The organism is Schinkia azotoformans LMG 9581 (assembly GCF_000307855.1).
Lineage (GTDB): Bacteria > Bacillota > Bacilli > Bacillales > Bacillaceae_J > Schinkia > Schinkia azotoformans.
In genome coordinates this window covers 130,923-154,886 of the sequence record NZ_AJLR01000040.1, presented here as the reverse complement: position 1 = coordinate 154,886, position 23,964 = coordinate 130,923, and the positions used below count along the sequence as shown (strand labels likewise).

Sequence of the window (23,964 nt, the reverse complement as noted above, 5' to 3'; positions counted from 1 at the left end):
CAAAAAAGCGGAAGCCTCGTCGATGAGCGCCTCCGCTTTTCTATTTATATCGCAACATACTCTTTGTTTTTCATTTCAGTTTTAGCTGTATAATCCTCGCCATATTTTTTTACACCAAAAGCAGTACGAATCATTGGAAACTCTAAACCCCAACGACTAAACCATTCTCTTTTAATTTGTTCTTTTTGTAAATTTTTTGCTGCCATTTCAATTAGTTCATGCTCATATAGTTCACTTATTCTCTTTGCCATTTTAAACTGCACTTCCTTTATAAATTTTTTATTAATCATTACTTTTTATCACTTGCAAAATTCCAGATTTGATCGTAATTTTGCCAATTTTGCCAATTTCACCATTTAATATATTACTAATTCCAATTGATTCCCCTATTCTGATCGTCGCATCAGTCAAGGGATAATTAAATCCTTCTAATGTGATCCCGCTCACCTCAAAGGTTAAGGGCAGTAAAGAAACGTTTTTGAAGCGATTCTTATGTATGACAAGCTGACTATTAACGAGTTGAATTTCGTTCCTCTCATCGACGATTTTGCAGTCAATTCCCGCATCTAATCCGCTGTATAGTAGTTGAATGTTGGCTATCGAATGATCGAAACGAGTTCCTAAAACACCAAATAGCAATATTTCTTTTGGTTGTTTATTTAGCGCAAAGTTAAACGCCATCTCCGTATCGGTCTCATTTTTATTAATGGCATCACATGAAATTATTTCCTTTGTTTTTGCCACTATTCGTTCTTTTTCAGCCTTCGTTACGGAATCAAAATCCCCGATTGCACAATCCATTTCTATACCATTAGAATATAGAAAATAGGCACCGCGATCGACTCCAATAATATAATCCTCCTCCTTTATACTTGAAAGGGCCCAAGTATTTAAATTTCCACCACTAAATATTAATACTCGCACTGCATTGCACCTATCTTTCTGTCGTATCGTGCAGTAGTTGGATTAGGAAAGCATCTTTTTATTTATCTTTTACAGTTTGTCAATATGTATGCCAAATTAAATTAATAAAAATATAAACTCTACTATATAGTAATACATTTTTCGCAAAATTGTATGGCTAATTTAAGAATTTTTCCTAAAATTCTCCTATTTTAAAGAAAAAAGGGGAATTGCGTATCCCCAATATTTATTTTTTAATTAACTGACCTCTCGTAACACCTAATTGATTTGTAGCTTTTAGTGATTTCCATACACTTGTACCGGTTCTTTTTCCTTCAAGTGCTTCACGGTAAAGTTGGATTACTTCTTGAACCTTACCAGCCTCTTCTTCTAAAAACTCTATTCTAAAATGCTGAATGCCTTCATTTAAAAAATTCGAAAGGTATTCTGCACCGGATTGCTCGATTGCATTATACACTGTGTTGCGGCAGCCGATATCAACTCTAACGGGATGCTTCATCCCAATTCGGTCTTCAAGCGAAATACGATGTTGTTCACAAGGTCGACCACAATTTGTGAAATCAGTTCCTTCACTGAGGAATGTACAATATACACAATGCTCAGTATGGAACATCGGCAAATGCTGGTGGATGACAACCTCAATATTCGTCGTTGGAGAATTCTCTAATAAATCAAACATCTGTTGAATATTTAAATCATAGGATGGAGTGATTCTTGATAAGCCTCGTCCCAAAAATAAATCCACAGCTTTTGAGTTCGCAATATTTAAAGAAAAATCGCCTATAATCGGTATTGATAGATTTTGATCCATATAAAATTGAACTGCAGCTAGGTTTCTTGCCAAAATGGCATCAGGTTCAGCTTTAATTAAGCCGTTTAAAATAGCATTTTCACCTGGCATATGAATTCTAGGTGTAGCTAGTGCGATCGGCTTATTGTATGATCTAGCAGCTTTCACAGCCTTCGGATAGTCCGTTGTAAATTCAAAGTCAGCATAGATGAAATCAATATCGGTTTGACAAGCAGCCACAACCTGCTCCATTGTCCTACAAAGGGCAATTAGATTCGGATTTTCCATAGTTTGCTTGTCTTTATTTTGTCTTTTTTTAGATTTGGAGATCACTTTTACTTCGTTTTTTTGATAACAAGGTGGCGCTTGTCTTAAAACTAGAAGTTGCTCGACTGCCTCTCTTCTCATTTGGTTTAATTCTTTTACTGGAATAATAACATCCTCACTAAAACTTGCATCAATATTAGTTAACTCAAAAATTGTTCCACCTAAGCGGCCTAGCTGTTCTCCTAGATATCCACTAGTTAATGGGCGTTTCATTGCCAATTCAAGATTACTACTTGACTCAACAGTGACATAATGATTTGTCGTTTCATCATGCCATACTGTAACTAATGAACTACCAACCGTACCTGATGCTGACACACTTACTGGGAAAAGACGATAGGTTTGTTCTGATTCATAGGTTTTGCGTAAGCGGCGATCCAGTTCTTGGTCGCTTGTTTTCCAAATTTTATCACCTACATGGACTTTTGTTAAATTAATATCATGACGGCCTGGTACGATTTCAATGAGACCTTCTTTTACCTCTCCATCTACTTTGTTGCCTTTTTTGCGAAGGTCGTAGATTCGTCCGCCCTCTTCTTTTTCTTCTGGACGTCCAGCATCAAAAACGATCCCGTCGCCGCGCTTTAAAGGAGCTAGGGTCTCACATAGAACTGCATCTTTTAGCACTTTTTTGACAGTTCCTACATAAACACCACGGCTTTTAGGGAATGTTCCATCTAATAATTGCTTATGGTTAGTTCCTTTTAAAAAGCCAAATGTAAATCCTCGGCTAAAGCTCTGCTGAAGTTCGCGAATTTCTTCTTTTGATGGTGTGTAGTCTCTACCGGCAAGATACTCGTCGATCGCTTTACGGTATTTGCTTACGACATTCGCTACATATTCAGGTGATTTTAAACGACCTTCAACTTTAAAAGTAGTTACACCCGCTTCAATTAGCTCAGGTATAATCTCTAAAGCAGCTAAATCCTTTGGTGATAGCACGTAAGCAAGATTTCCCATTTCTTTTACTTCACCATCAACGACTAGGTCATATGGCAAGCGGCATGCTTGGGCACATTCACCACGATTAGCTGATCGTCCGCCCCACATTTCTGATGTTAAGCACTGGCCTGAATAGGAAACACAGATAGCACCGTGTACAAAAACTTCCAATGGAGTTTTTGTTTGGTCGTGAATCGTTTTGATTTGCTTCATATTGTTTTCACGACCCAAAACAACGACTTCAAGATTATACGGCTTTAAAAAATCAACAGCCTCAGGTGATGTGACCGTCATTTGCGTTGAACCATGGATCGGAAAATCAGGTGACATTTCGCGAATTAATTGCAAAATTCCCATGTCCTGAACGATTAATCCATCTACGCCGGCATCAATACAAGCTTCAATTAAAGTGCGGGCATCATTCATCTCTTTTTCAAAAATTAAAATATTCAACGTGACAAAACCACGTACATTATATTTATGCAAATAAGCCATAACTTCGGGCAAATCATTGATTTGAAAATTCGTTGCCCGTACTCTTGCATTTAAAGTTCCAACTCCAAAATAAACAGCATCTGCTCCATTAGCAACTGCAGCTTTAATACAATCCCAATTTCCGGCAGGTGCTAATAACTCTATCTTAGTGTTATTGATGCTTTTCAATTTCTCAATCCTCTCTGTTCGGCACTCAAAAATTAATTTTACTGCATTTGAAATGAAAAAGCTATACAACAACAGGGAATTATGTCGCAGATTGTTAGTTTTTGCGTTGATCAAATGCGCCTTGGCGCATTTGCGCCCAGATTTTTTCGAGCCTGCTCGAAAAACTACCTCTGAAAATCTGAGGCATCCGCCGGAGGCTTTTACTTTATTCTCCTGAATAAAGTAAAAAAAGATAGGTTGCATTGCGAACCTACCTTTCAATTGTTTATTAAATTGCTTCAAAATAATCTTTATAATATCCGCCAACTTTGCCAGTATTGTCAATGATAAACAGAAATTCTTCTGTTTCGTTTTTGACCTCGTAGATATTACCTACTGTTAACGCTCTGTTTACCATGTACTTTTCTGCGTTTGTATGTACACATTTTACTTGCTTAATGGTGTCTTTATTTTGCCATGTATTATGAATCATTTCGTACAGTCCTTTCAAATTGTTATTCATCTCCATATTATATAGGGAACTCACCTAATTTCCAAAAGAATTTTTCATTTTGGGAAGGTTTGATTTACTGCGTACCATCCATAATAAAAATCCACCTATGATAAACAGCCCACTTGTCACAAAAAATACGGATGAAATCCCAATATAGCCTGAAATAAAGCCGCCCATGATAGGACCGACGACATTCCCAAAGAAGCGGAAGCTCGTATTATAGCCTAACACTTCACCTTGTATCGAAAATGGCGCAGCTTGACGGATATAGGCGACAATACAAGGAATGACACCACCGATTACCATTCCTAGAAAAAGCCTCAAGACGAGTAGCTGCCAAATGGAAGTGACAAAGGCCTGCGGTACATACACAACTGCACCTACCAGGACTAATATTAAGAGAATTTTGTCATGACCAAAGCGATCACCTAATTTCCCCCATTCCCTCGAAAGTAATAAATTACCTAATCCAACAACCGAAAAAGCTGCGCCGGAGAAAAAGGCTAAATTCTGTTGTCCGTGTAATTCCCCTACATAAATGGCAAGTAAAGGCTGGATGCTAAAGTTTGCGATTTGTATTAGCATTCCAACAACCATAACAGCTAATAGGAGTGGACTTGTAAAGATAAAATGGAACACCTGTTTACTTGAATAATCTTCTTTCTTGGAGTCATTCTTATTAACTTCCACTTCCTTGACTCCAGCTAAAATCATTAAAAAAGTAAATAGGATAATGAATCCTGTTAATAAAAATGTATAAGTAAATCCAAATGAATCTGCAAGCCACCCTCCAATAAGCGGACCAAATAGTCCTCCGGAAACCGATCCTGTTTGGAGGGTACCCATTACTTTTCCGGCTATTTTCTTCGGTGTTTGTATAGCGATAAAGGCTTGCGCCATCGGAATAAAGCCGGCAAAAAAGCCCATAAAAAAGCGAATAATAAAAATATGATAAACCGAGGTCACAATCCCCATTAATAAAATACAAATCGAGGCACCAAAACTTAAAAATAATAACAATTTTTTTCTGCCATGACGGTCCCCGAGTCGTCCCCATACTGGTGACATGATAAACGCAGTTACAAAGGTTACCCCAAAAACTAAACCGGCCCATTTTAAAACAAATTCGGTAGAATAATTTCCCATTGAATCTATTAACAAGGAGAGAAAAGGCATTACCATCGTCATGCTTCCAGAAATTAAGAAGGAGGAAATCCACATTATGATTAGATTGCGTTTATGTAATGAAATACCGTTCACCTTCTTTAGGAATAGTACATTTCTTGATTTATTATATAATTATTAAAATATAAATTTCATTTAATATGCCTACAAACAAAAAAATGCCTGATTCGCATGTAGATTAGAGCGAATCTAGACATTTTATAGTCAGGCTGTTCCACTATACTTTTTATTAGGATTCTTGGCGGCATTCTTCAAACCAATGGTCTAAAACTTTTGCGTCTAATACTTTGTTATCAATAAAAAGAATTTGGTTTTTGGTAAAGAAAGATTTCCATTCAAGCTCAAGCTCACTTGCTAATTTAGTAATGGTTAATAACTCCTGCCATGCAACATAGCGCTTATACCAAAAAAATGTAGGCTGTTCATTCATATAAGGATACAAATCATCAAACTCCGTGTGCTTGCATTCAACTGTTCGTTCAAATTGGATTTTAGCGGCATTAATCTTCTCTTCAAAGTAGGTTGCTAGTTTCTGTTGGTCCATCTTTCTACCCTCCGTTTCTTTTTTCCACTTTTTTCATACATATGCATTATACCATGAAAACATGATTACGTTTCATATAAGTTATAACAGTTTTTCAAACATATCAGCTGGTATTGGTTTACTGAAATAATAACCTTGAACGATATCACAGTTTAGGTCTCTGAGAATCTCCGCTGCTCTCTTTGTTTCAACCCCTTCTGCAATAACTTTCAAGTGAAACGTATGCCCTAATTGTATCATAGATTTCACAATATTTGCATCAATTTCGCTCTTATCAATTTCCTGTATAAAGTATTTATCGATTTTCAAAATATTAATTGGAAGCTGCTTTAAATATCCGAACGAAGAGTATCCTGTACCAAAATCATCAATGGCTATAAAAATCCCTAAACTCTTTAGTTCTTGAAGAATTTGGATCCCCTTTTCGAGATTACGCATCACACTATTTTCAGTAATTTCCAGTTCTAAATACTGTGGATCAAGCTTTGTTTCTTTTAGAATTCGTTTTACACGCTCTACATAGTTTGGTCTTAAGAGCTCAATCGCAGAAACATTTACAGCTACTCTCCGCGGTGGATAGCCATTATTAATCCATTCTTTATTTTGCTTACAAGCATTATAAAGGACCCATTCCCCTAATTGAACGATTAAGCCAGTATCCTCAGCAATCTGGATAAATTCGTTCGGACTGACAAAACCGTATACCGGGGAATACCAGCGTACCAGTGCCTCCATCCCATCCATCTGATTGGAATTAAGAATATATTTTGGTTGATAATGAAGGGTTAATTCATCATTTATTATAGCTTTTCTAAGATTGATCTCTAAGTTTAAACGTTCCTTCGTATTTTGAGCCATTTCTTCATTGTAAAAGATAAATCCCTGTCTACCATTTAATTTGCAATGCTTTAAAGCCGTTTCCACTCGGTTTAGTATTTTTTCCGCTGAATCCTCATCGTTAGGGAACGTAGTAACACCAACGGAACATGTAATCATTAATTCATACCCATCAATTAACATAGGTTCTTCTACAATCTTCAATAGTTCTTGTACTTGCCTCGAAAGAATCGAGTCATTTTTATATTTTTCAAGAATAATAACATATTCATCTCCGCTTGAGCGGTAGATTGTTCCAAGCCCAGAAATAAATTGCTTTAATCTTTGGCTTAGCTCCAATATTAGTTTATCCCCTCTATTGAACCCTAAAGTATCATTTATTTGTTTAAAACGGTCAATATCAACAAATAAAGCCGCGAATTTTTGATTGGAAATATGATTAAGCTTTTCTTGTAAATCTTTTGTTAACTTTCTCCTGTTCGGTAAATCTGTTAGATCATCATGGTAGGCTAAATGGTGAATTTCTTTTTGAGCCAATTCTAATAAAGTGATATCGTTGGAATTCCCAATAATTTCAATAATAGTACCGTTTTCTATTATTGGAGACAATGTCGTATATAACTCGATGCCATTGTAATGATGTTTAATTGAATGCTTTTCTCCACGGAAAGCTGCTTCACATTTTCTCAAAGCCTCATTAGCCATTTCAGTTCCAAAGAAATCCTCGATTCTTTTTTGATCAAAAATCCCTTCCGAAATGTCCAGCAACTTCGATAATTTTCCTTCTACTAAAGTAATAATGAAATCGCCATATCTATCTTTTTTAATTTTAAACACCATATTATCAAGGCTTCTTATCGTCCTTTCGAAATCATTTTGAATAACCTTGCGCAGCTCTTCTTCCGCTTCTTTTCCCTTCGTAATATCTGTACGAAGCGCAATAAATTGTTCGACTTGATTTGTGACATTATTAATGATTGGAATAATATTTGTATGAACCCAGTAATAGCTGCCATCTTTTTTTAGATTTTTTACATCTCCACACCAAATTTTCCCTGACAAAATCGTAGTCCACATCTCTTTAAAAAAGTTTGGACTATGATAACCCGAATTTAATAGTCGATGTGTACTGCCTATTAATTCTTCCCTGCTATATTGGGAAATCTCACAAAACTTATCATTTACATATGCTATAATGCCAGCTTTATTAGTTACAGCAACAATGGTTGACGAATCAAGTGCATCTTTTATGAATGCATATTCTCTCAAAAAGATTTCTCTAATTTTCTCCCCGATTTCAGATGTTTGATCGTTATCACCTAATTGCCGAAGGAGATTAAGCATCTCTTTATTTGCATTCTGGGAGAATTGTGTAAATGGTAAGGCCATTATAATCACCTAAAATTATTTTTTATGGAAAGTAATAGTAATATTAATTTAATTATAATTTATTTTTTTGCGATATGATATAATATTCCTCATGTAATTTTTCGTTTAGTAGATTAAATTCAGTTATTTGACATATACTCTAGGATTGAGGTTAAGACATGGAACAAACCTATACGTTGAAGCAAAAACTACTTTTTTTCATTAAAATATTATTTCCTATATTAGTTACCCAGATTGGCCTTTACGCAATGAATTTCTTTGATACGATGATGTCCGGAAGGGCTAGTGCAGATGACTTAGCCGGTGTTGCCATTGGTTCAAGTCTTTGGATGCCCATATTCACTTTGGTTAATGGTATTTTGTTGGCGATTACACCCATTATTGCTCAATTAATTGGAGCTAAAAACACAAGGAATGTTCCGTTCTCTATTATTCAAGGTGTGTATTTATCAATTATTATTGCTGGAATCATATTAATCCTCGGTTTTGTGGCAATCGATCCAATTTTAAATACTATGAGTCTAACCACTGAGGTTTCTTACATTGCCAAACATTATTTAATAGGATTAGGATTTGGGGTCATCCCTTTAGTAATATACACCGTTTTACGTTGCTTCATTGATGCTTTAGGGCATACAAGGGTGACAATGGTCATTACACTATCTTCCTTGCCTATCAACGTGATTTTAAATTACGTATTCATTTTTGGCAAATTAGGGTTTCCTGAGTTGGGCGGAATCGGAACTGGCTATGCAACGGCAATCACCTATTGGGTAATACTTGGATTTGCCCTATTTGTCGTAATCAAACTAGCCCCTTTTCGTCCATTTCAATTATTTCGAACTTTGTATCCTGTCCAATTTAAGACATGGAAGGAAATTCTTAAAATCGGGCTCCCTATCGGTTTTGCAATGTTTTTTGAAACGAGTATTTTTGCTGCTGTTACCTTATTAATGAGTGAATATAATACACTCACTATTGCTTCCCATCAGGCGGCGATGAATTTTGCATCCTACTTATATATGATTCCATTAAGTATTTCTATGGCATTAACGATTGTAGTAGGGTTTGAAGTTGGGGCAAAACGATTTAAAGACGCTAAAATATACAGTTTTCTTGGAATTTCGTTTGCTATTGTAATGGCTTTGATCACATCTGTTCTTTTATATTTTTTAAGAGAGAGTGTTGCCGGGCTTTATACAAATGATCTAGAAGTACTGGAGCTAACAACACATTTTCTGTTATACGCTATTTTATTCCAATTGTCTGATGCTTTCGGTGCTCCTATTCAAGGTGCTCTTCGCGGGTACAAGGATGTCAATGCAACCTTCATAGTCGCTCTTATTTCTTATTGGCTGATCGGTCTGCCAACGGGGTTTTTGCTCGCTAAATATACTTCCCTTGCAGCATTCGGATATTGGATTGGCTTAATTATTGGACTCGCCGTTGGGGCCATCATGCTATTTGGAAGATTGTTTATTATCCAAGCAAAAAAAATAAGGCTGCCTTCTTAAACAAGGTTAGCCTTATGCAATTCCTGTATTTTGTTCTCATTCGGCAGATAAGCTGTAAAAATCCCTAACAAAGGTAAGAAGCTCGCATACAGCAAGGTAGTTGAAATGCCGATTTGGTCTCCAACCCAGCCGATGACGATGGAACCAATCGCTCCTAGACCAAATGAAAAGCCAATAATCATCCCTGAAACCATTCCAATCCGCCCTGGCAATAACTGATGGGCATAGACAACAGAAACGGAAAAACTGCAAAGTAATATAAAGCCAATTATCGTAATAATAACCATGGAAAGCTTAGGCCCTGTATATGGAAGCCAAATACATAACGGAGCAGCTCCTATCATCGAAAAAAGCAGAACATTTTTCATCCCGATCTTATCAGCAATCGGTCCGCCAAGGAATGTCCCGACAGCGCCAGCGGCAAGGAATAAAAAGATATAGATTTGGGCATGATCAATTCTCATTCCATAGGTGCCAATCAAATGAAATGCAAAATAGTTCGTGATTGCGGCATGATAAAATTGTCTTATAAACACTAAAAATATGAGTAATACAAAAGCAATTTTTATAGACTTTCCAATCGTTGGTGCATCTTCGCCTGAATTTCTTTTCCTAGTTTGATTAATCGTTAGCTGTTGTCCGTACCATTTTGAAATATAAACTAAGATCATGACGGCCAGAAAAGCGACTAATGTAAACCAAATCGCCCCTAATTGGCCTAGCGGGACCAAAATTAACGCCGTGATTAAAGGGGCCAGTGATTGCCCCGCATTCCCCCCAACCTGGAAAACGGATTGCCCTAGACCTTTTCGTGTTCCAGATGCCATATGGGCAACTTTCGAAGCTTCGGGATGAAAGGCGGCAGATCCCACGCCCAATAACATAACTGATAAAAGGATTACACCATAGGAAGGGGCCAACGCCAAACCAAGCATTCCAAATAAAGAAAACGTTAAGCCAATCGGCAACAGTTTCGGCATTGGATGTTTATCTGAAAATGCTCCAACCAACGGCTGCATGATCGAAGCCGTCATGTTTACAGCAAAGGCTATCAAACCAAGCTGGGTAAAGTTAAAGCCAAGTGATTCAGCAAGAATTGGGAACATCGCGGGGACTACCGCTTGAATAGAATCATTTAGCAAGTGTACAAAGCCGATTATAAATAAAATATGGTACATTGTACTTGCATTTTCAGTTGTTTGATGTGCCTTTAACGAAATCTCTTTAACTTGAGCGCGCACGTTTATTTTCCATCCCTTCCATCTATATATCTTGGATACTATCTGATTAATATTTTCCTATTTTATCACTTTAAATAATTTTTTCCAAAAATCTTTTTCTTTTTTATCCAATCCCTTGAAAAATTCTGGAATTTCTGTTATTGTACAAGAAACAATATAAAATTTACTTCAACTTACATTGAAGTGAGTATAGAGGCGCGAAAACCATTAGTACACTATGGGAGGATAATGAGATCCAGGGATCATGGTTGAAAGGGGAATTCGCCGAAGTGATGAGAAGCTCATTTTTCTCAGATACTGGTTTTGCATCGAATAGGTGCAAGATTGTCATATAGCGTTGTCTATATGGAGGGCTATCTCACGCATTGGAATTTTTATTTACTTACAACTTCCGTGCAACAACGATAGCTATCGTTGTTGCTTTTTTATTTGTAAAAAAAATTTTGAAATGAGGGCGAATGGAATGAACTTTGGAAGAATTTTAACAGCTATGGTAACACCTTTTAATGAAAATGGAGATGTGGATTATAACAAAGTAACTGAATTGGTTAATTATTTAATTACAAATGGTACGGAAGGTATTGTTGTTGCAGGTACAACAGGCGAATCCCCTACTTTATCAAGCGATGAGAAAGTGCTGTTATATAGAAAAGTTGTTGAAGTCGCGAATGGTCGAATTCCTGTAATTGCCGGAACAGGCTCTAACAATACGCAAGCCTCAATTGAATTAACAAAAAAAGCCGCAGAAGCAGGCGTTAATGGCATTATGCTTGTAGTTCCTTACTATAATAAACCTTCACAGGAAGGGCTTTATCAACATTTTAAGACCATTGCAGAAGCTACTACCCTCCCTGTCATGCTTTATAATATACCTGGACGCAGTGCCGTAAATATGACACCTGAGACTATCATCCGTCTTTCTAAAGTCAAAAATATTGTTTGTGTGAAGGAAGCAAGTGGAAACCTTGATGCTATGGCCCAAATTATCGAAGAAACGGACGATAACTTTAGTTTGTATAGTGGTGATGATGCCTTAACCATTCCGGTACTTGCAATTGGCGGCGTTGGCGTTGTTTCCGTTGCGGCACATGTTATCGGAAACGAAATGCAAGACATGGTTCAAGCTTTTTTTAACGGAGATTTAAAAGGTGCAAGTAGCCTTCATCGAAAATTATTACCAATGATGAAAGCTTTATTTGCGGCACCAAGCCCTTCCCCTGTTAAAGCAGCGCTAGGGTTAAAGGGAATTGATACAGGATCATTAAGATTGCCACTAATACCGTTAAATGAAACCGAAAGAGAAGTATTGAAAAACGCATTACTGCCAATCCTTGAAAAAGACAAAATACAATTCATTACGTCTATTGCCAGATAAACGCTCAAACCCCTATAATATATTTATACTATAATAATAGGTGGTACTTATAATGTTGGATGACAGTAGCGGTGAAAACTGGCGGATTAATTTTATTTATTTGGCTAACACAAGAATGAAGCGTGGCATATTATTATTAGAAAATAGAAAAAGAAAAAAAGATCAAGATCCCCAGCAAACGGAGCGGATCATTTCACAGGCTTATAGACTTGGGTTACCTATTGAAATCATAGTCTCCGGTCAACAGACCGATCAAACGATAGGCTTAAAGGGACGGATTCTTCATATTGATAGAAGAAATAAAAAAGTTCTTCTCATTCATGGTGTTAAAGGACATACAAAGCTATGTACTCCGATCCCATTCGCACGAATTATTAGCGCAAAAATTATCCATACAAAGCTTCAATAGCTAGAACCTGAATAAAAAAGAAAAGCGGTATCGCTTTTCTTTTTTTTGCCTAGCTTCAGCGCCCAGCGACTCGTAAACTTCCGCTTTTCTATTCTTCATGACAGGTAAGATACATTTTAAATACCTTTGTCGTTTTGAAAAGTTCCCACTCGTGAAAGATATCAAGCCCACTACCAGAATACCCAAGTATTTCAAAATGATATTTATCGGTATATACATGCTTAAAACCATACTTTTTCCAGAAAGGCTGGGATTCATTCCAAGCATCCAAATATATTGTAAAATTATGCTCATTGGCATATTCCAAAATCTTTTTTAAAATTTTACTGCCCAACCCGGCCCTTCTTTTCTCTTTAGGAAAGCGAAGCAATCCAATGAAAAGTATTTTTTCCTCTTCATCAAAAAACACATCGAGGACCACATTGTCACAGCCAAAGCCTGCATCACACATCATCTCATCAATTCGAAACAAAAATCGTCCTTCACACTCCATATAACGTGCTTTAAGGTCATTTTCCTTGAGCAGAGATAAAATGGCATCTAAAGTATATTTAAAACCAGCTAACACATCTCTCCACCTCCACCATTATAATAACACGTTATATGTTGTAAACTATATATAAAAATGGGCTATAACTGAACATTTTGTGAATAATTAGAAAAGCGGAAGCGCCCGTTTAGCGCACGACAAAACTGGAGCCCATCGACTGAGATAAAGGAAACACGATGAGTAATTGCGAAGCGATGTTGACTTATCGTAGGGAGGTGGGTGAAGTTTACGAGTCGCTGGGCGCTGAAGCTAGACAATAGAAAAGACTACCTTGTAGGCAGCCTATCGTTTTCTTCCAGTTGCGGAATATTCTTTCGCATGTGCGATTTCTTTTGCCTGAATAACATCATCGGGTGTATGATTATTTTTCTTTTCACGTAAGCTGTTGCGAGGCTTTTTGCCCATTTGTAACCCTCCTGTTATGTTTTGAAATTCATCTTTAGTTTGGATTACTTCGGCAATTTTGATTCAAAAATTAATTGATCTAACATCTGAATTACTTCTTCGACACAAGACCATAACTTGAATGGCCATGGTATCCATTCTTTCTATACATATTTTTTTTTGTAATCACTGCTGCTTTAGCGACGATGGTTAGAATTTAATAATGTTTTTAATATTTTCTTTAACATTGGATCTACTCCCTTATCGGAAAATGTTTACACTTTAAATACGTTAAAGATATATGTAAAGTTTCAAAAATAATGATTTTTTTGCTAGTAAAAAAGAAAGCACCATCTCGGGTGCTATTAGGAATGTTTTCTTAAAATTTGTAGTAATTTCTCTTTAATTAAAGGAATTTCTGCAGAAGTTACAGTCAATCTAAGATTAGTTTCATCAAGATTTAACATTTCCGAAAATAGACTGCCTAAACCTGTGGGGCGACGATCGACCTGCAAAAGGATATCCATTCGATCATGGCTAGTTTCAAGGAATACAACCTCAAGTTCATCTAGTCGACCTCTAAATTCCCCCTTTGTTGCAATAAATTCAAATTCTTGAACGAAGGGTAATCTCCGTCTTAGACGATGTGGAGCTGCTTCGCAATCCACCTCGCGTAAACGAAATCCGAGGTCTGTAACAGCATTAAGAAATTGACTCATAAGTGTAGAAGGATGCACATCAATATAGTCACGGTCTGATGGATCAATGGCATTTTTAATATCTAAGCCAGTTTCAACCCACACTCTCGTTTTTCCATAAGAAACAGGTGTATCAATAGGTAGCTCAAAGGAAAAAGGGACTTCCCGTTTTTCATTTGCCCTAATTGTAAACCGATCTGTCAAACGATACTTACCGATGACGCATTCTTCCCTTATTTTTTTGTCGTCCCTTTCTCTTTCATAGCTGGTAATGACCTTTAAATAAATCTCATCAATTTCTTGTTCAATTTTTCCCCCTAGGATAACAACTTTTCCACTTACATCGTCCCCTGCAATGAGTCTATCATTCGTTAAAATCGTATCAACTTTTGCTGCACCAATCCCAACGCTTGCGAACATTTTATCAAAAAATGACATGCCATACCTCCACATTAAAAATAATTACTCATATCCACATCATAACAATATTGGATAGATTATGAAATAAGGCTTCAAAAAATTTTCTTTGACGAGTGACTAAACTTTTGGAACAGCCCTATTTATAATAAAATAGAGACTAGGAGGGATCTGATGAAAGTTCAAGTTAAAGTGTTTGCAAATCTAAGAGAAATTTGTAATGCGAGTGTTGTTGAAGTTGAAACAGCATCACTTGTTGTTATTGATATTTTAGAAGAATTGGTCAAAATGTTTCCAGCTATGGAAGATGAAATTTTCACTGAGGAAAGAACACTGAAGTCATTTGTGCATGTTTTTATTAATGGACATAATATTATTCACAAAGACGGCCTACTAACAAAAATAAATCCTGATGATCAATTTGCGTTATTTCCTCCGGTTGCGGGAGGGTAATATGGTCCAAACGGAATTAGAGTTTAGGGGTATACATTTAGCGCATTTGCTAGATTATTTCAAGGAACTTGGTGGTACCCAAAAAACTACTCAATTTCCGATAATAATTCAAGGGACAAACTGGGAATCATCAATTTTGTATGAAGAAGAAATCAAAATTACCTCCAGTTTTTTCGTAAATGCCGTCCATATTAGGTTTAAAGCAGAAACGGAAGAAGTATTAGATACTCTGCTTAAAAATTACCGCAAAAAAACAACGAGGGTTGGCGGATAAAAAAGTCTTGCGCAGGACTCGAGAATAAGAGTCGGGACGCAAGACTTTTCATTTTGGTGAATTAGATAATCTCTAATTCTTTTAATTTCTCATCTGAAACGACGCCATCTCTCCAGCCGCGGACTTGATAGTATTCATCAAGCATGATATCCATACGGCTTACAAGACCTTTACTGTTACCAGATCCACCCTCTTCTGTAAATCGTTTTGGTAAGAAATCATCTTCACGTTTGTTAAAACCAGCTAGGTTATTGTAATAACGCTCAAGGTTATAAATTCTTTCACCTGTTTTCATTACATCATCTGCCGTTAATTCATTACCTGTCATCGTGCTGTATTGCTCAGCATAATGCTCAGCATTTTCAGAGAAAGATGAGAATTTACAAATATTCATAGAATCAGAGAATGATAATAAATCTTGGAATATTTTTAATAGCTCGCCTTTTCCTTCTGGTTTAGTACGGTCAGTAGGCTCGGGAATACCAGCGATTTCACTTGCTACTGTATAGCCGCGTAAGTGACAAGCACCACGGTTACTTGTAGCATATCCTAGACCAATTCCTTGAATTCCACGAGGGTCATAAGCAGGAATTGATTGTCCTTTTACGGACATTGAAATTTCCGGTGCACCGAATTTGGCTGCAGCAGCGGCAGGTCCTTCGGCCAAAATGGCCCCAATACCTTGTTTGAATGGAACAAGCTTCGCAATCTCAATCATGCGGTCGGCATCGCCCCAATCGAGCTTTTCTTCAGTCAAGCCTCTTTCATATGCTTCCATTGTCACTGATAAAGCATGACCAAGCTCAATTGTATCCATTCCATATTCATTACAAATATCAATTAAGAAGGCAATTGGTTCTTTGTCAGCCAAGCCACAGTTTGATCCAAACGCAAAAGCAGATTCAAATTCAAAGCTTTCAACTTTGACCTTATATTTTCCTTCTTTTACCTCTACTTCTTTCTTACAAGCAACAGGACAGGCATGGCACGCAGGCTCTGAAACTAGAATTGAATCCCGAATTGCTTCACCACTATGCTGTTCTGCACCATCAAAATTAGAAAACTTGGAATTAGCAGTTGGTAAAGCACCTACCTCATTAATGATATTCATTAATACATTCGTACCGTAAAGCGACAATCCACCTTTTTTAGGAGCTGTTAGGCCGCCATCCATAATGGCCTTTGTTGCTTTTTTACTAGCTTCCAAATATTTTTCCTTTTGCTTCGGTTCAGGCATATTCCCTTTTTGCGCTGCTTTGATAACAATTGCCTTTAAGTTTTTATAACCGGCAACAGCACCTGTACCTCCCCGACCTGCAGCACGGTCATTTTCATTTATCCATGAAGCAAAGCGAACTTGGTTTTCCCCAGCCTGACCGATGGTGATCACACTTAAATCGTCCTTGCCATATCGATCTTTTAATTGATTAATGGTTTCGCGGACACTCTTACCCCAAAGATCGCTTGCATCACGAAGCTCTGCTTCACCATTTTCAATATATAAATAGACGGGCTTGTCACTTTTTCCTTTGAAAATAACATTATCTACTCCAGCCCATTTTAGCCTTGCAGCAGACCAACCACCCATATGAGAGTCCGTAACCGTACCTGTTAACGGTGATTTTGTAACAAAGCATAGTCTTCCGCTCATCGTTGAACGTGAGCCTGTAACTGGTCCTGTCATTAAGCAAAGGATGTTTTCTTCTGAAAGTGCTTCCACCTCTGGTCCATTATCAAATACGTATTTAACACCAAGGCCTCGTCCACCGATATATTTTTTCGCTAAATCTTCGTTGATTTCTCGGTATGTAACCTGTCCTTGAGTTAAATCAACCACTACTTCCTTGTTTTTAAATCCGCCTAAGTTCATGAAATACACCCCTTTTTAAAATAAAGTTGGACGAAATAACAGCGTTTTCATTTCATTTTACATAAAGAAACTGCCTATTATTCCACTTTTCACTGAATATATTATACAATAATAAGGTCAAAATAAATAGTGAAAAGTATTAATATTCTAAATTTACGGATGTGATTGTATGGAAAATAAATATTTAGAAAGATATTCTAGACAAATATTATTTTCACAAATTGGTGAAGCAGGACAGGAAAAGCTGGCAAAAAGCTGCGTCGCTATCGTTGGTGTGGGTGCATTAGGAACAGTCATTGCCAATCATTTAACAAGAAGTGGAGTTGGCTTTATAAGAATCATAGATAGAGATTTTGTTGAAAAAACAAATTTGCAGCGGCAGATGTTATATGACGAAAATGATGCATTGGAAAATAAGCCTAAAGCAGTGGCTGCTTATGAAAAGCTTATCAAAATTAATTCCTCGATCAAAATCGAACCTGTTGTCACGGATATTCATGCCTGGAATGCTGAAGAGCTATTGTCAGATGTAGACGTCATTATTGATGGTACTGATAATTTTCTTACCCGTTATATAATTAATGATATTTCAATTAAATACAGCATTCCATGGGTCCACGGGGCTGCTGTCCGCTCTAGAGGAATGTTTGCCGTTTTTACACCTACCCACGGGCCTTGTTATCGTTGCCTGTTCCCGAATCCTCCTAAAGGCCAGTCAGAAACCTGTGATATGGTTGGTGTCATTTCAGCCGTCACCCATTTAGTCGGAAGCTTTGAAGCAACTGAAGTGATAAAATTAATTGTTCAAGATCATGAAAATCGAAATCCAAATTTAGAACAATTCGATATTTGGTTAAATGATGAAATGAAAATGGATATATCTAATAGTAGAAATCCAAAATGCCCTGCCTGTGAAAAGCATGAATTTGAATTTTTGAATGCTGCTTTTCAGGGTGATGATTATGCAGCATTATGTGGACGGAATGCCGTGCAAATTACACCGAGAAAAGAACATAAAGTTGATTTAGAAAAAATGAAGGAAATTCTTTTGAATGTTAGCACTGTTGAACTTAATCCTTTTTTATTAAAATGTCATCTTGATGAAATAACAATAATTCTTTTTAACAACGGCCGGGTCATGATTCAGGGAACAGATGATATTACGAAAGCCAAAGCAATTTATGCTAAATATATCGGCTCTTAAAATAAACTAGGCTGACTAAATGGCAGTCAGCCTATCACATTACTTTTTTATCACCAAAATAGCATTACTAATTTCACGGTCTGGTGCCCAAATATACTTATCATTATAATAAAGCCCGCTAGAGGCACCGCCATCAAGATTCATAGCTTGATAGGCCCCAGCTTGTTTCATAATCTCAGCTAAATCAATAATAGTTGAGGTGGTTGTTAAGAAAATCAGCTTTTGATCTTTAGTAACACCGATCGCACTTCTGGCATCACTTTGTGTTCTGATTTTAGGATCTTTAAAACCCTCTTTATCAAAATCAACTGTAATTTTGCCATCCGTTACTAAACGGGGGCCTGCAGCAATTGCACCATCAATGGACTCTAATTTATTACTGTTTTCGACCACTTCATAGTCAACAGTTGTTCCAACTGTGAACCGTGACAATAAAGTATGAACTTCCGATCCCATAAGGTTAATAACAAATCCATTTTTAGGAATTTTAACATCTTTATCTGTTACAATTTCTTTCACTTTCCCATTTTCTACAATGACGTTTGTCCCATGGGGAAATCCAAGCGAATCCCCCCAATCAGGTGTAAAAACAACAACGTTTGCCGCTGCATTAAATGAAGGTGTTCGATTCAGCCAATAGGAATACCAATTATTAGGCCATACATCGGAACCGTTGGTAGAACCTTTAATTTCAGGATTCATAATTCCAAAAGAAACATTATTATCGGCATCAAATGAAAAGACAGTACGCTCTTTTCCTACGCAAACGATTTTTCCATCAGCAATGATCATTCCATATGGTTCTTTACTTTCTGTATAAGCATCAAAAAAAGTTCCATTTATGGCTATCACTGCCCCATTACGCTTTGCGATACTAGCCAGTGATTCTACTTGACCAACCCTGTCTTTTGCAATAGCAACTTTCAAATCGAGCGCTAGGTCATTCAAATCAACAGTAATCACATTTGCCTTGAATGTTTTTGCACCGACTTTAAAAGATTTGACGGTCTCCGTTATTGAACTTCCTTTGGTTCCATTTATTTTTGTTACTGTTTTTGAGTTATACGGGATCGTTGATAAGGTAATTACCTTTTTGTTCAATTCAATTTTAACCGTTGACGTTTTAGGTTCCCATACTGGTTCTGTCCCTAATACCGTTGAAATAAATCTAAGCGGCACATAGGTAATACTGTCTTTTATAAAAGGTGGTGCATCAATTTGCTCGATCCTCTTATTGACTTCAACCTTTTGGTCGCCAATTTTTAAAATAACAGTTTTCGATTGATTATTAATCAAAACCGTACGGTCTTCCCCATTCCAAGTTACCTCTGCACCAAATTGTTCAGTTACAAAGCGAATCGGTACATATGTACGTCCTTTGTCAATATCTAATAAGGCAGTTCCCTCAGCGCCAGTTGTGTTAGCATGATTAAAAAATGAAAAAACTCCTATTATGAAAAATACTAGAATAAACCTTTTAAATCCCATGACAAAACCCCTTTTACCTTAGGTACGTAATCTTCTATTCTACCTTACCATAAAGGAGTGACTTTTAAAGTAAGAAAAGGCTAACAATGAAGAAAAGGAATGAGCGATCAATTTATTTTGTATATGCGGTTTATTTTGCTGTTTAACAAGTGACATGGACAACGGCTTCACGATTTCTTCAAATGCAAATTTTGGCTCAAGATTTATTTTAATATTATTATCAGTTGCAGTAAGTTGATCAACATCTGCTAATATTTGACTTAAGAAAGATTGAGAGATATAGGTTCTTCCCTTATAAATAAATATTTGTCCAGGTGAAGCGATGCTTTGATCCCCTATTTCCAATGAATGATCAAAAAAAGCCACATTAATATTTTTTATTATTTCTTGGTCATATGCAGCTCTTTTTTGATAGGCCATTTTCAATAGCTTCCTTGTATCCATGTATCTGCCGACTGAATCTCCTTTTAACGCTGCAACATAATATCGATGGCCATTATGTTCAGCAACCGTAACTAAAGTACGTTTAGCAGGGGTTGTAAAACCGGTTTTGCCACCGATAATTCCATCGATAGCCAAATTTGAGTTTTTCAAAAAACTATTCGTTGTATCCCAGGTTTTTACAACCTTTTCCCCTTTTTTATTTGTATACACTGCTTTATAAACAGGGGTATTGATAATATCTAAAAATAACGGATGTTCACTTGCCGCTTTTAATATTAATGCCAAATCGTATGGTGTTGTATAGTGATCAGGATGATGATACCCATGTGGATTAACAAAATTAGAGTGGATGGCACCGATTTCTTTCGCTTTTTCATTCATTAACTTTGCAAAGGCTTCTTCAGAACCAGCAATATGCTCAGCTATGGCCAATGCACTATCATTTCCAGAATAAAGCATCATTCCGTATAGAAGCTGTTCCAATGTGAGTGCGTCCCCCGGTTGAATAAATACCCTGCGACTATCGCTAGGCAGCTTGTTTACATTCTCTGAAACTATAACTTGATCATTTAAAGACCCTAGTTCAAGCGCAATTAGTGCTGTTAGTACTTTCGTCGTACTGGCGGGATAATAGGTAGAGTAGCCATTTTTTTCAAACATTACATTTTTCTGATTATCTTCCATTATAATGATACCATTTGATGAAACCTGCCCATCAAATTTTAAACTTGGTCGATACTGTGATGCTTCAACAGGTTCCTTGGAGGGTTGTTCCTCATTTGGAAACCTAGCTCCAATAACCAAATTGTTTGTATGTTCATCAATATATACACTTTTTTGAAGATTATTAGTCACGGCACGTAATGGCAAGTAATTCTGCCCCTCAAATAAAATCACCGGCTCTGAAACTTTTATCTCTCTTCCATCATCATCGATAATCAAATCCTTAAACACAGCTTGTCCTGTCCTTACCTCCGCAAAAACAGATGGCGCCGCAATGAAAAGAAAAGTCATAATGATCATCATATGAAAAATCCATAAATATCTCATTAAGCTCACACATCCTATTTAGAAATATATGATAAAATGTATGAGCCTGTCCCTCAATGTATGACATAAAAATTCAAATTGATTACTTTACGTAGAATAAATTGGCAAAAAGTGCAATAAAGAGGGAACACAAATTATTGTGCATTTTGAAAATAGGGATGCCATTCAAATATGGTATCCCCCATTATTATCTTTTATTTGTTTGATTTGTCGTTGCGGAGGTTTATTTTTATCCTCATATTTCATACAAGCATGGCCTGACACTTGTTGAACATAATCTGAAGGAATTTGCCTCGATTTAAAGCCGTAAGCCTTGCACCCTCTTGGGAACCGTACATCCCACGTCGTATAGAAATGTCTGCATTTAAAACAATTAACTTTTTGTTGGTTCATTTATTTCTCGCACCACCCTATTTAACTATCCTACTTTATTTTATTTAAAAAATCTATTACTCTTAAAAATTCATAATTTATCGCTCGAAAACATAATATGGACAAGAACAAAGTAAATAATAGAAAGTGGAATCCCATATGAAGAGACACATCATAACTTATTTGCTTTTATTAATTGGGGCAGTTTTTCAAGGCATTGGTATGTCATTATTCTTGTTTCCACATGACATCCCATCAGGGGGAGCAGCAGGTCTTGCAATATTATTAAATTATTTTTTTAGAATGCCTCTTGGCTTTGGGTTATGGATTGTTAATTTTATTTTTTTAACCGTTGCTTTGAAATATTTTGGTTACTCGTGGACAATGCGGACGATGTTTGCAGTAACGATTACATCGGTTACAGTTAGTCTCCTTACTACTTTTGTCTCACTTTCCCACACCCACATCATTATTGATTTAGTAATGGGAAGTGTTATTTTTGGTATCGGTGTCGGACTGTTAATCCGTAACGGGGCATCAAGCGGCGGGATGGTTATACCCGCTCTCATGATTTCACATTCCTATCGGATCCGACCCGGACGTGTGATGTTTTTTATTAATATTTCAATCTTTTTGTTAACTTCCATTGTTATCTATTGGAAAATTATTATTTTTGCCGTCATGTGTCAATGGGTTTCAACCAAAATTATTGATTTTATAATTGAAGTGGAATTCCCTATATTTTCATCTCCCTCTATTGGTTGGCGAAAAAAATAATTCCTACTTGATCAAGTAGGAATTTATTTTACTCTTTTTCTCTGTTGCTGTATAGGCAGCTGATATAGATCATTTAGTTTTCACATCGCTTAATCCATGTGGAGGCCACATTCAGTTTTTTGATGATTCAGCCAACGCCCGGACCGCAAGTCTCCATCCCCAGTTACAGGTTTTGTACATACCTTACAGCCAATACTTGGATATCCTTTGTCATGGAGCTCGTGATAAGGCAAATCATGTACCTTAATGTACATCCAAACTTCTTCCCAGTTCCAATGGATTAGCGGGCAAATTTTTATCGTTTTAAATTTATGGTCCATGTTGATATATTCTATATTGGCTCTCGTCTCAGATTGGCTTTTGCGCAATCCAGAAATCCAGGCCTTATATTTTTTTAACTCATTTTTCAATGGTTCAATTTTTCGAATTTGACAGCATTGATTTGGATTTCTTTCCCATAAATTCTCACCATATTGGTTTGCTTGATCTTCTAATGACATACTAGTATAAATGGAGTTGATTTGGAAATCGGGGTATTTTTCCTTGACCTCATTAAGTATTTCATACGTTTCTTTAAAATGAAGAGATGTATCGATAAACGTGATCCTTGCATTTGGTTTAATCTTACTTATTAAATGTAAGAGCACACTGCTTTCCGCACCAAAGCTGCATGCGTACACGATTTCTTCGCCATACTCCTTATAGGCCCATTTAAGGCATTCCATTGATTCTTTAAAAGAAATGGTTTTCAGTAACTCTTCCGGACACGAATCATATGTGAGCAAGATAACCTCCCCCTTATCCCAATTGAAGCAATTGTTGATTAATTGTAAGGTAAATCAATTCATTATTGTGAACCTCGATTTGATTCATTTCCTTTATGGAACCTATTTGATTTAATGAAAGCAGTGCGCGAATCCATGAACCGTGCCCAAAGACCAAGATACGAGTAAAGTGATCATATTTGCTAAGAAACCGAAAGATTCTCTTTTCAAAATCGCTTAATCGCTCACCTAATATAAGTGATTTAGGATCTGAAATCCATTCTTTTACCTGTAATAGATGTTTCTTCTCAATTCCTTCATATTTTCCAAAATTCAGTTCATTAAGTAACGGTTCAACAAAAGGATTAGGAAAGCCATAGTGTAAAGCGGTCTGTTGTGTTCTTTTTAATTGACTGGCAACGACAATCTCCGGCTGGAAAGAGCTGATCACTTTTTTATTTTCCTCTAGTTTTGCAAGATCTTCATCAATAACTGGAAGTAGTGGAATATCCTGTGAACCCTGAAGGAATCCAGATATATTCCATTCCGTTGGTAAATGTCTTATTAATAATAATTCCATCACCGC

24 protein-coding genes and 1 riboswitch are annotated in these 23,964 nt (G+C 36.7%); of the genes, 7 read left to right on the top strand and 17 right to left on the bottom strand.

What is annotated here, in order from left to right:
• Positions 1 to 44: 44 nt before the first annotated feature.
• The 7 genes from BAZO_RS05070 to BAZO_RS05040 form a co-directional block, all read right to left on the bottom strand.
• Positions 45 to 251: a hypothetical protein gene (locus BAZO_RS05070; RefSeq protein WP_152551221.1), complete on the bottom strand. Its 207-nt coding sequence runs from the start codon at positions 249 to 251 to the stop codon at positions 45 to 47.
• A 31-nt stretch (positions 252 to 282) separates the two neighbouring features.
• Positions 283 to 924: a thiamine diphosphokinase gene (locus tag BAZO_RS05065; protein ID WP_003330244.1), complete on the bottom strand. Its 642-nt coding sequence runs from the start codon at positions 922 to 924 to the stop codon at positions 283 to 285.
• 226 nt (positions 925 to 1,150) lie between these two features.
• Positions 1,151 to 3,646, bottom strand: a complete 2,496-nt coding sequence (locus BAZO_RS05060) for a U32 family peptidase (RefSeq protein WP_039957022.1) — start codon at positions 3,644 to 3,646, stop codon at positions 1,151 to 1,153.
• Positions 3,647 to 3,914: 268 nt separating this feature from the next.
• The gene (locus BAZO_RS05055; RefSeq protein ID WP_003330242.1) at positions 3,915 to 4,118 is read right to left on the bottom strand and encodes a DUF6501 family protein; all 204 of its coding nucleotides are present in this window, start codon (positions 4,116 to 4,118) and stop codon (positions 3,915 to 3,917) included.
• Positions 4,119 to 4,172: 54 nt separating this feature from the next.
• Positions 4,173 to 5,360 carry an MFS transporter gene (locus BAZO_RS05050; RefSeq protein ID WP_051015770.1) on the bottom strand — a complete coding sequence of 396 codons (1,188 nt, stop codon included), beginning with the start codon at positions 5,358 to 5,360 and terminating at the stop codon, positions 4,173 to 4,175.
• 193 nt (positions 5,361 to 5,553) lie between these two features.
• Complete coding sequence (locus tag BAZO_RS05045) at positions 5,554 to 5,868, bottom strand: hypothetical protein (RefSeq protein WP_003330239.1); 315 nt, start codon at positions 5,866 to 5,868, stop codon at positions 5,554 to 5,556.
• 81 nt (positions 5,869 to 5,949) lie between these two features.
• Positions 5,950 to 8,094 carry a putative bifunctional diguanylate cyclase/phosphodiesterase gene (locus tag BAZO_RS05040; protein WP_003330238.1) on the bottom strand — a complete coding sequence of 715 codons (2,145 nt, stop codon included), beginning with the start codon at positions 8,092 to 8,094 and terminating at the stop codon, positions 5,950 to 5,952.
• Between the two features lie 158 nt (positions 8,095 to 8,252).
• Here BAZO_RS05040 and BAZO_RS05035 point away from each other — a divergent pair, with 158 nt between their 5' ends.
• On the top strand, positions 8,253 to 9,608 hold the full coding sequence (locus BAZO_RS05035; RefSeq protein WP_003330237.1) for an MATE family efflux transporter: 1,356 nt from the start codon (positions 8,253 to 8,255) through the stop codon (positions 9,606 to 9,608).
• On the opposite strand, the gene BAZO_RS05030 is transcribed toward BAZO_RS05035, so the two are convergent.
• Positions 9,605 to 10,849, bottom strand: a complete 1,245-nt coding sequence (locus BAZO_RS05030) for an MFS transporter (protein ID WP_003330236.1) — start codon at positions 10,847 to 10,849, stop codon at positions 9,605 to 9,607. The genes BAZO_RS05035 and BAZO_RS05030 overlap by 4 nt on opposite strands.
• Positions 10,850 to 11,031: 182 nt before the next feature.
• A riboswitch (Lysine riboswitch) is annotated at positions 11,032 to 11,213 on the top strand.
• Positions 11,214 to 11,312: 99 nt separating this feature from the next.
• Between BAZO_RS05030 and dapA the strand changes: the two genes are divergently transcribed.
• Both dapA and BAZO_RS05020 read left to right on the top strand, forming a co-directional pair.
• On the top strand, positions 11,313 to 12,224 hold the full coding sequence (gene dapA / locus BAZO_RS05025) for a 4-hydroxy-tetrahydrodipicolinate synthase (RefSeq protein ID WP_003330235.1): 912 nt from the start codon (positions 11,313 to 11,315) through the stop codon (positions 12,222 to 12,224).
• Between the two features lie 52 nt (positions 12,225 to 12,276).
• Positions 12,277 to 12,633 carry a YolD-like family protein gene (locus BAZO_RS05020; RefSeq protein ID WP_003330234.1) on the top strand — a complete coding sequence of 119 codons (357 nt, stop codon included), beginning with the start codon at positions 12,277 to 12,279 and terminating at the stop codon, positions 12,631 to 12,633.
• Positions 12,634 to 12,721: 88 nt separating this feature from the next.
• Here the strand turns inward: BAZO_RS05020 and BAZO_RS05015 are convergent, their stop codons facing one another.
• The 3 genes from BAZO_RS05015 to BAZO_RS05010 form a co-directional block, all read right to left on the bottom strand.
• The gene (locus BAZO_RS05015) at positions 12,722 to 13,201 is read right to left on the bottom strand and encodes a GNAT family N-acetyltransferase (RefSeq protein WP_003330233.1); all 480 of its coding nucleotides are present in this window, start codon (positions 13,199 to 13,201) and stop codon (positions 12,722 to 12,724) included.
• Positions 13,202 to 13,465: 264 nt separating this feature from the next.
• Complete coding sequence (locus tag BAZO_RS22915; protein ID WP_087946148.1) at positions 13,466 to 13,588, bottom strand: hypothetical protein; 123 nt, start codon at positions 13,586 to 13,588, stop codon at positions 13,466 to 13,468.
• A 344-nt stretch (positions 13,589 to 13,932) separates the two neighbouring features.
• Positions 13,933 to 14,703, bottom strand: a complete 771-nt coding sequence (locus BAZO_RS05010) for a sporulation protein (protein WP_003330231.1) — start codon at positions 14,701 to 14,703, stop codon at positions 13,933 to 13,935.
• Positions 14,704 to 14,856: 153 nt separating this feature from the next.
• Here BAZO_RS05010 and BAZO_RS05005 point away from each other — a divergent pair, with 153 nt between their 5' ends.
• The gene (locus BAZO_RS05005) at positions 14,857 to 15,135 is read left to right on the top strand and encodes a ubiquitin-like small modifier protein 1 (protein WP_003330230.1); all 279 of its coding nucleotides are present in this window, start codon (positions 14,857 to 14,859) and stop codon (positions 15,133 to 15,135) included.
• A gap of 1 nt (position 15,136) precedes the next feature.
• Positions 15,137 to 15,409 carry a MoaD-like domain-containing protein gene (locus BAZO_RS05000; RefSeq protein WP_003330229.1) on the top strand — a complete coding sequence of 91 codons (273 nt, stop codon included), beginning with the start codon at positions 15,137 to 15,139 and terminating at the stop codon, positions 15,407 to 15,409.
• 61 nt (positions 15,410 to 15,470) lie between these two features.
• On the opposite strand, the gene BAZO_RS04995 is transcribed toward BAZO_RS05000, so the two are convergent.
• Positions 15,471 to 17,279 carry an aldehyde ferredoxin oxidoreductase family protein gene (locus BAZO_RS04995; RefSeq protein WP_003330228.1) on the bottom strand — a complete coding sequence of 603 codons (1,809 nt, stop codon included), beginning with the start codon at positions 17,277 to 17,279 and terminating at the stop codon, positions 15,471 to 15,473.
• A 169-nt stretch (positions 17,280 to 17,448) separates the two neighbouring features.
• Between BAZO_RS04995 and BAZO_RS04990 the strand changes: the two genes are divergently transcribed.
• Positions 17,449 to 18,483 carry a ThiF family adenylyltransferase gene (locus BAZO_RS04990; RefSeq protein ID WP_003330227.1) on the top strand — a complete coding sequence of 345 codons (1,035 nt, stop codon included), beginning with the start codon at positions 17,449 to 17,451 and terminating at the stop codon, positions 18,481 to 18,483.
• Between the two features lie 39 nt (positions 18,484 to 18,522).
• Here the strand turns inward: BAZO_RS04990 and BAZO_RS04985 are convergent, their stop codons facing one another.
• The 3 genes from BAZO_RS04985 to BAZO_RS04975 form a co-directional block, all read right to left on the bottom strand.
• On the bottom strand, positions 18,523 to 19,971 hold the full coding sequence (locus tag BAZO_RS04985) for a phosphodiester glycosidase family protein (RefSeq protein ID WP_003330226.1): 1,449 nt from the start codon (positions 19,969 to 19,971) through the stop codon (positions 18,523 to 18,525).
• 39 nt (positions 19,972 to 20,010) lie between these two features.
• Positions 20,011 to 21,465, bottom strand: coding sequence for a D-alanyl-D-alanine carboxypeptidase family protein (locus BAZO_RS21105; RefSeq protein WP_003330225.1), 1,455 nt, complete (start codon positions 21,463 to 21,465; stop codon positions 20,011 to 20,013).
• 165 nt (positions 21,466 to 21,630) lie between these two features.
• Positions 21,631 to 21,858, bottom strand: a complete 228-nt coding sequence (locus BAZO_RS04975) for a hypothetical protein (protein ID WP_003330224.1) — start codon at positions 21,856 to 21,858, stop codon at positions 21,631 to 21,633.
• Between the two features lie 138 nt (positions 21,859 to 21,996).
• On the opposite strand from BAZO_RS04975, the gene BAZO_RS04970 reads away from it, so the two are divergent.
• Entirely contained in the window at positions 21,997 to 22,614 is a 618-nt protein-coding gene (locus BAZO_RS04970; RefSeq protein WP_003330223.1) for a YitT family protein, read from the top strand.
• Between the two features lie 89 nt (positions 22,615 to 22,703).
• Here the strand turns inward: BAZO_RS04970 and BAZO_RS04965 are convergent, their stop codons facing one another.
• Together BAZO_RS04965 and BAZO_RS04960 are read right to left on the bottom strand one after the other, a co-directional pair.
• Entirely contained in the window at positions 22,704 to 23,399 is a 696-nt protein-coding gene (locus BAZO_RS04965; RefSeq protein WP_003330222.1) for a phosphoadenylyl-sulfate reductase, read from the bottom strand.
• A gap of 13 nt (positions 23,400 to 23,412) precedes the next feature.
• Positions 23,413 to 23,958, bottom strand: a complete 546-nt coding sequence (locus BAZO_RS04960; RefSeq protein WP_003330220.1) for a histidine phosphatase family protein — start codon at positions 23,956 to 23,958, stop codon at positions 23,413 to 23,415.
• Positions 23,959 to 23,964: the final 6 nt, after the last annotated feature.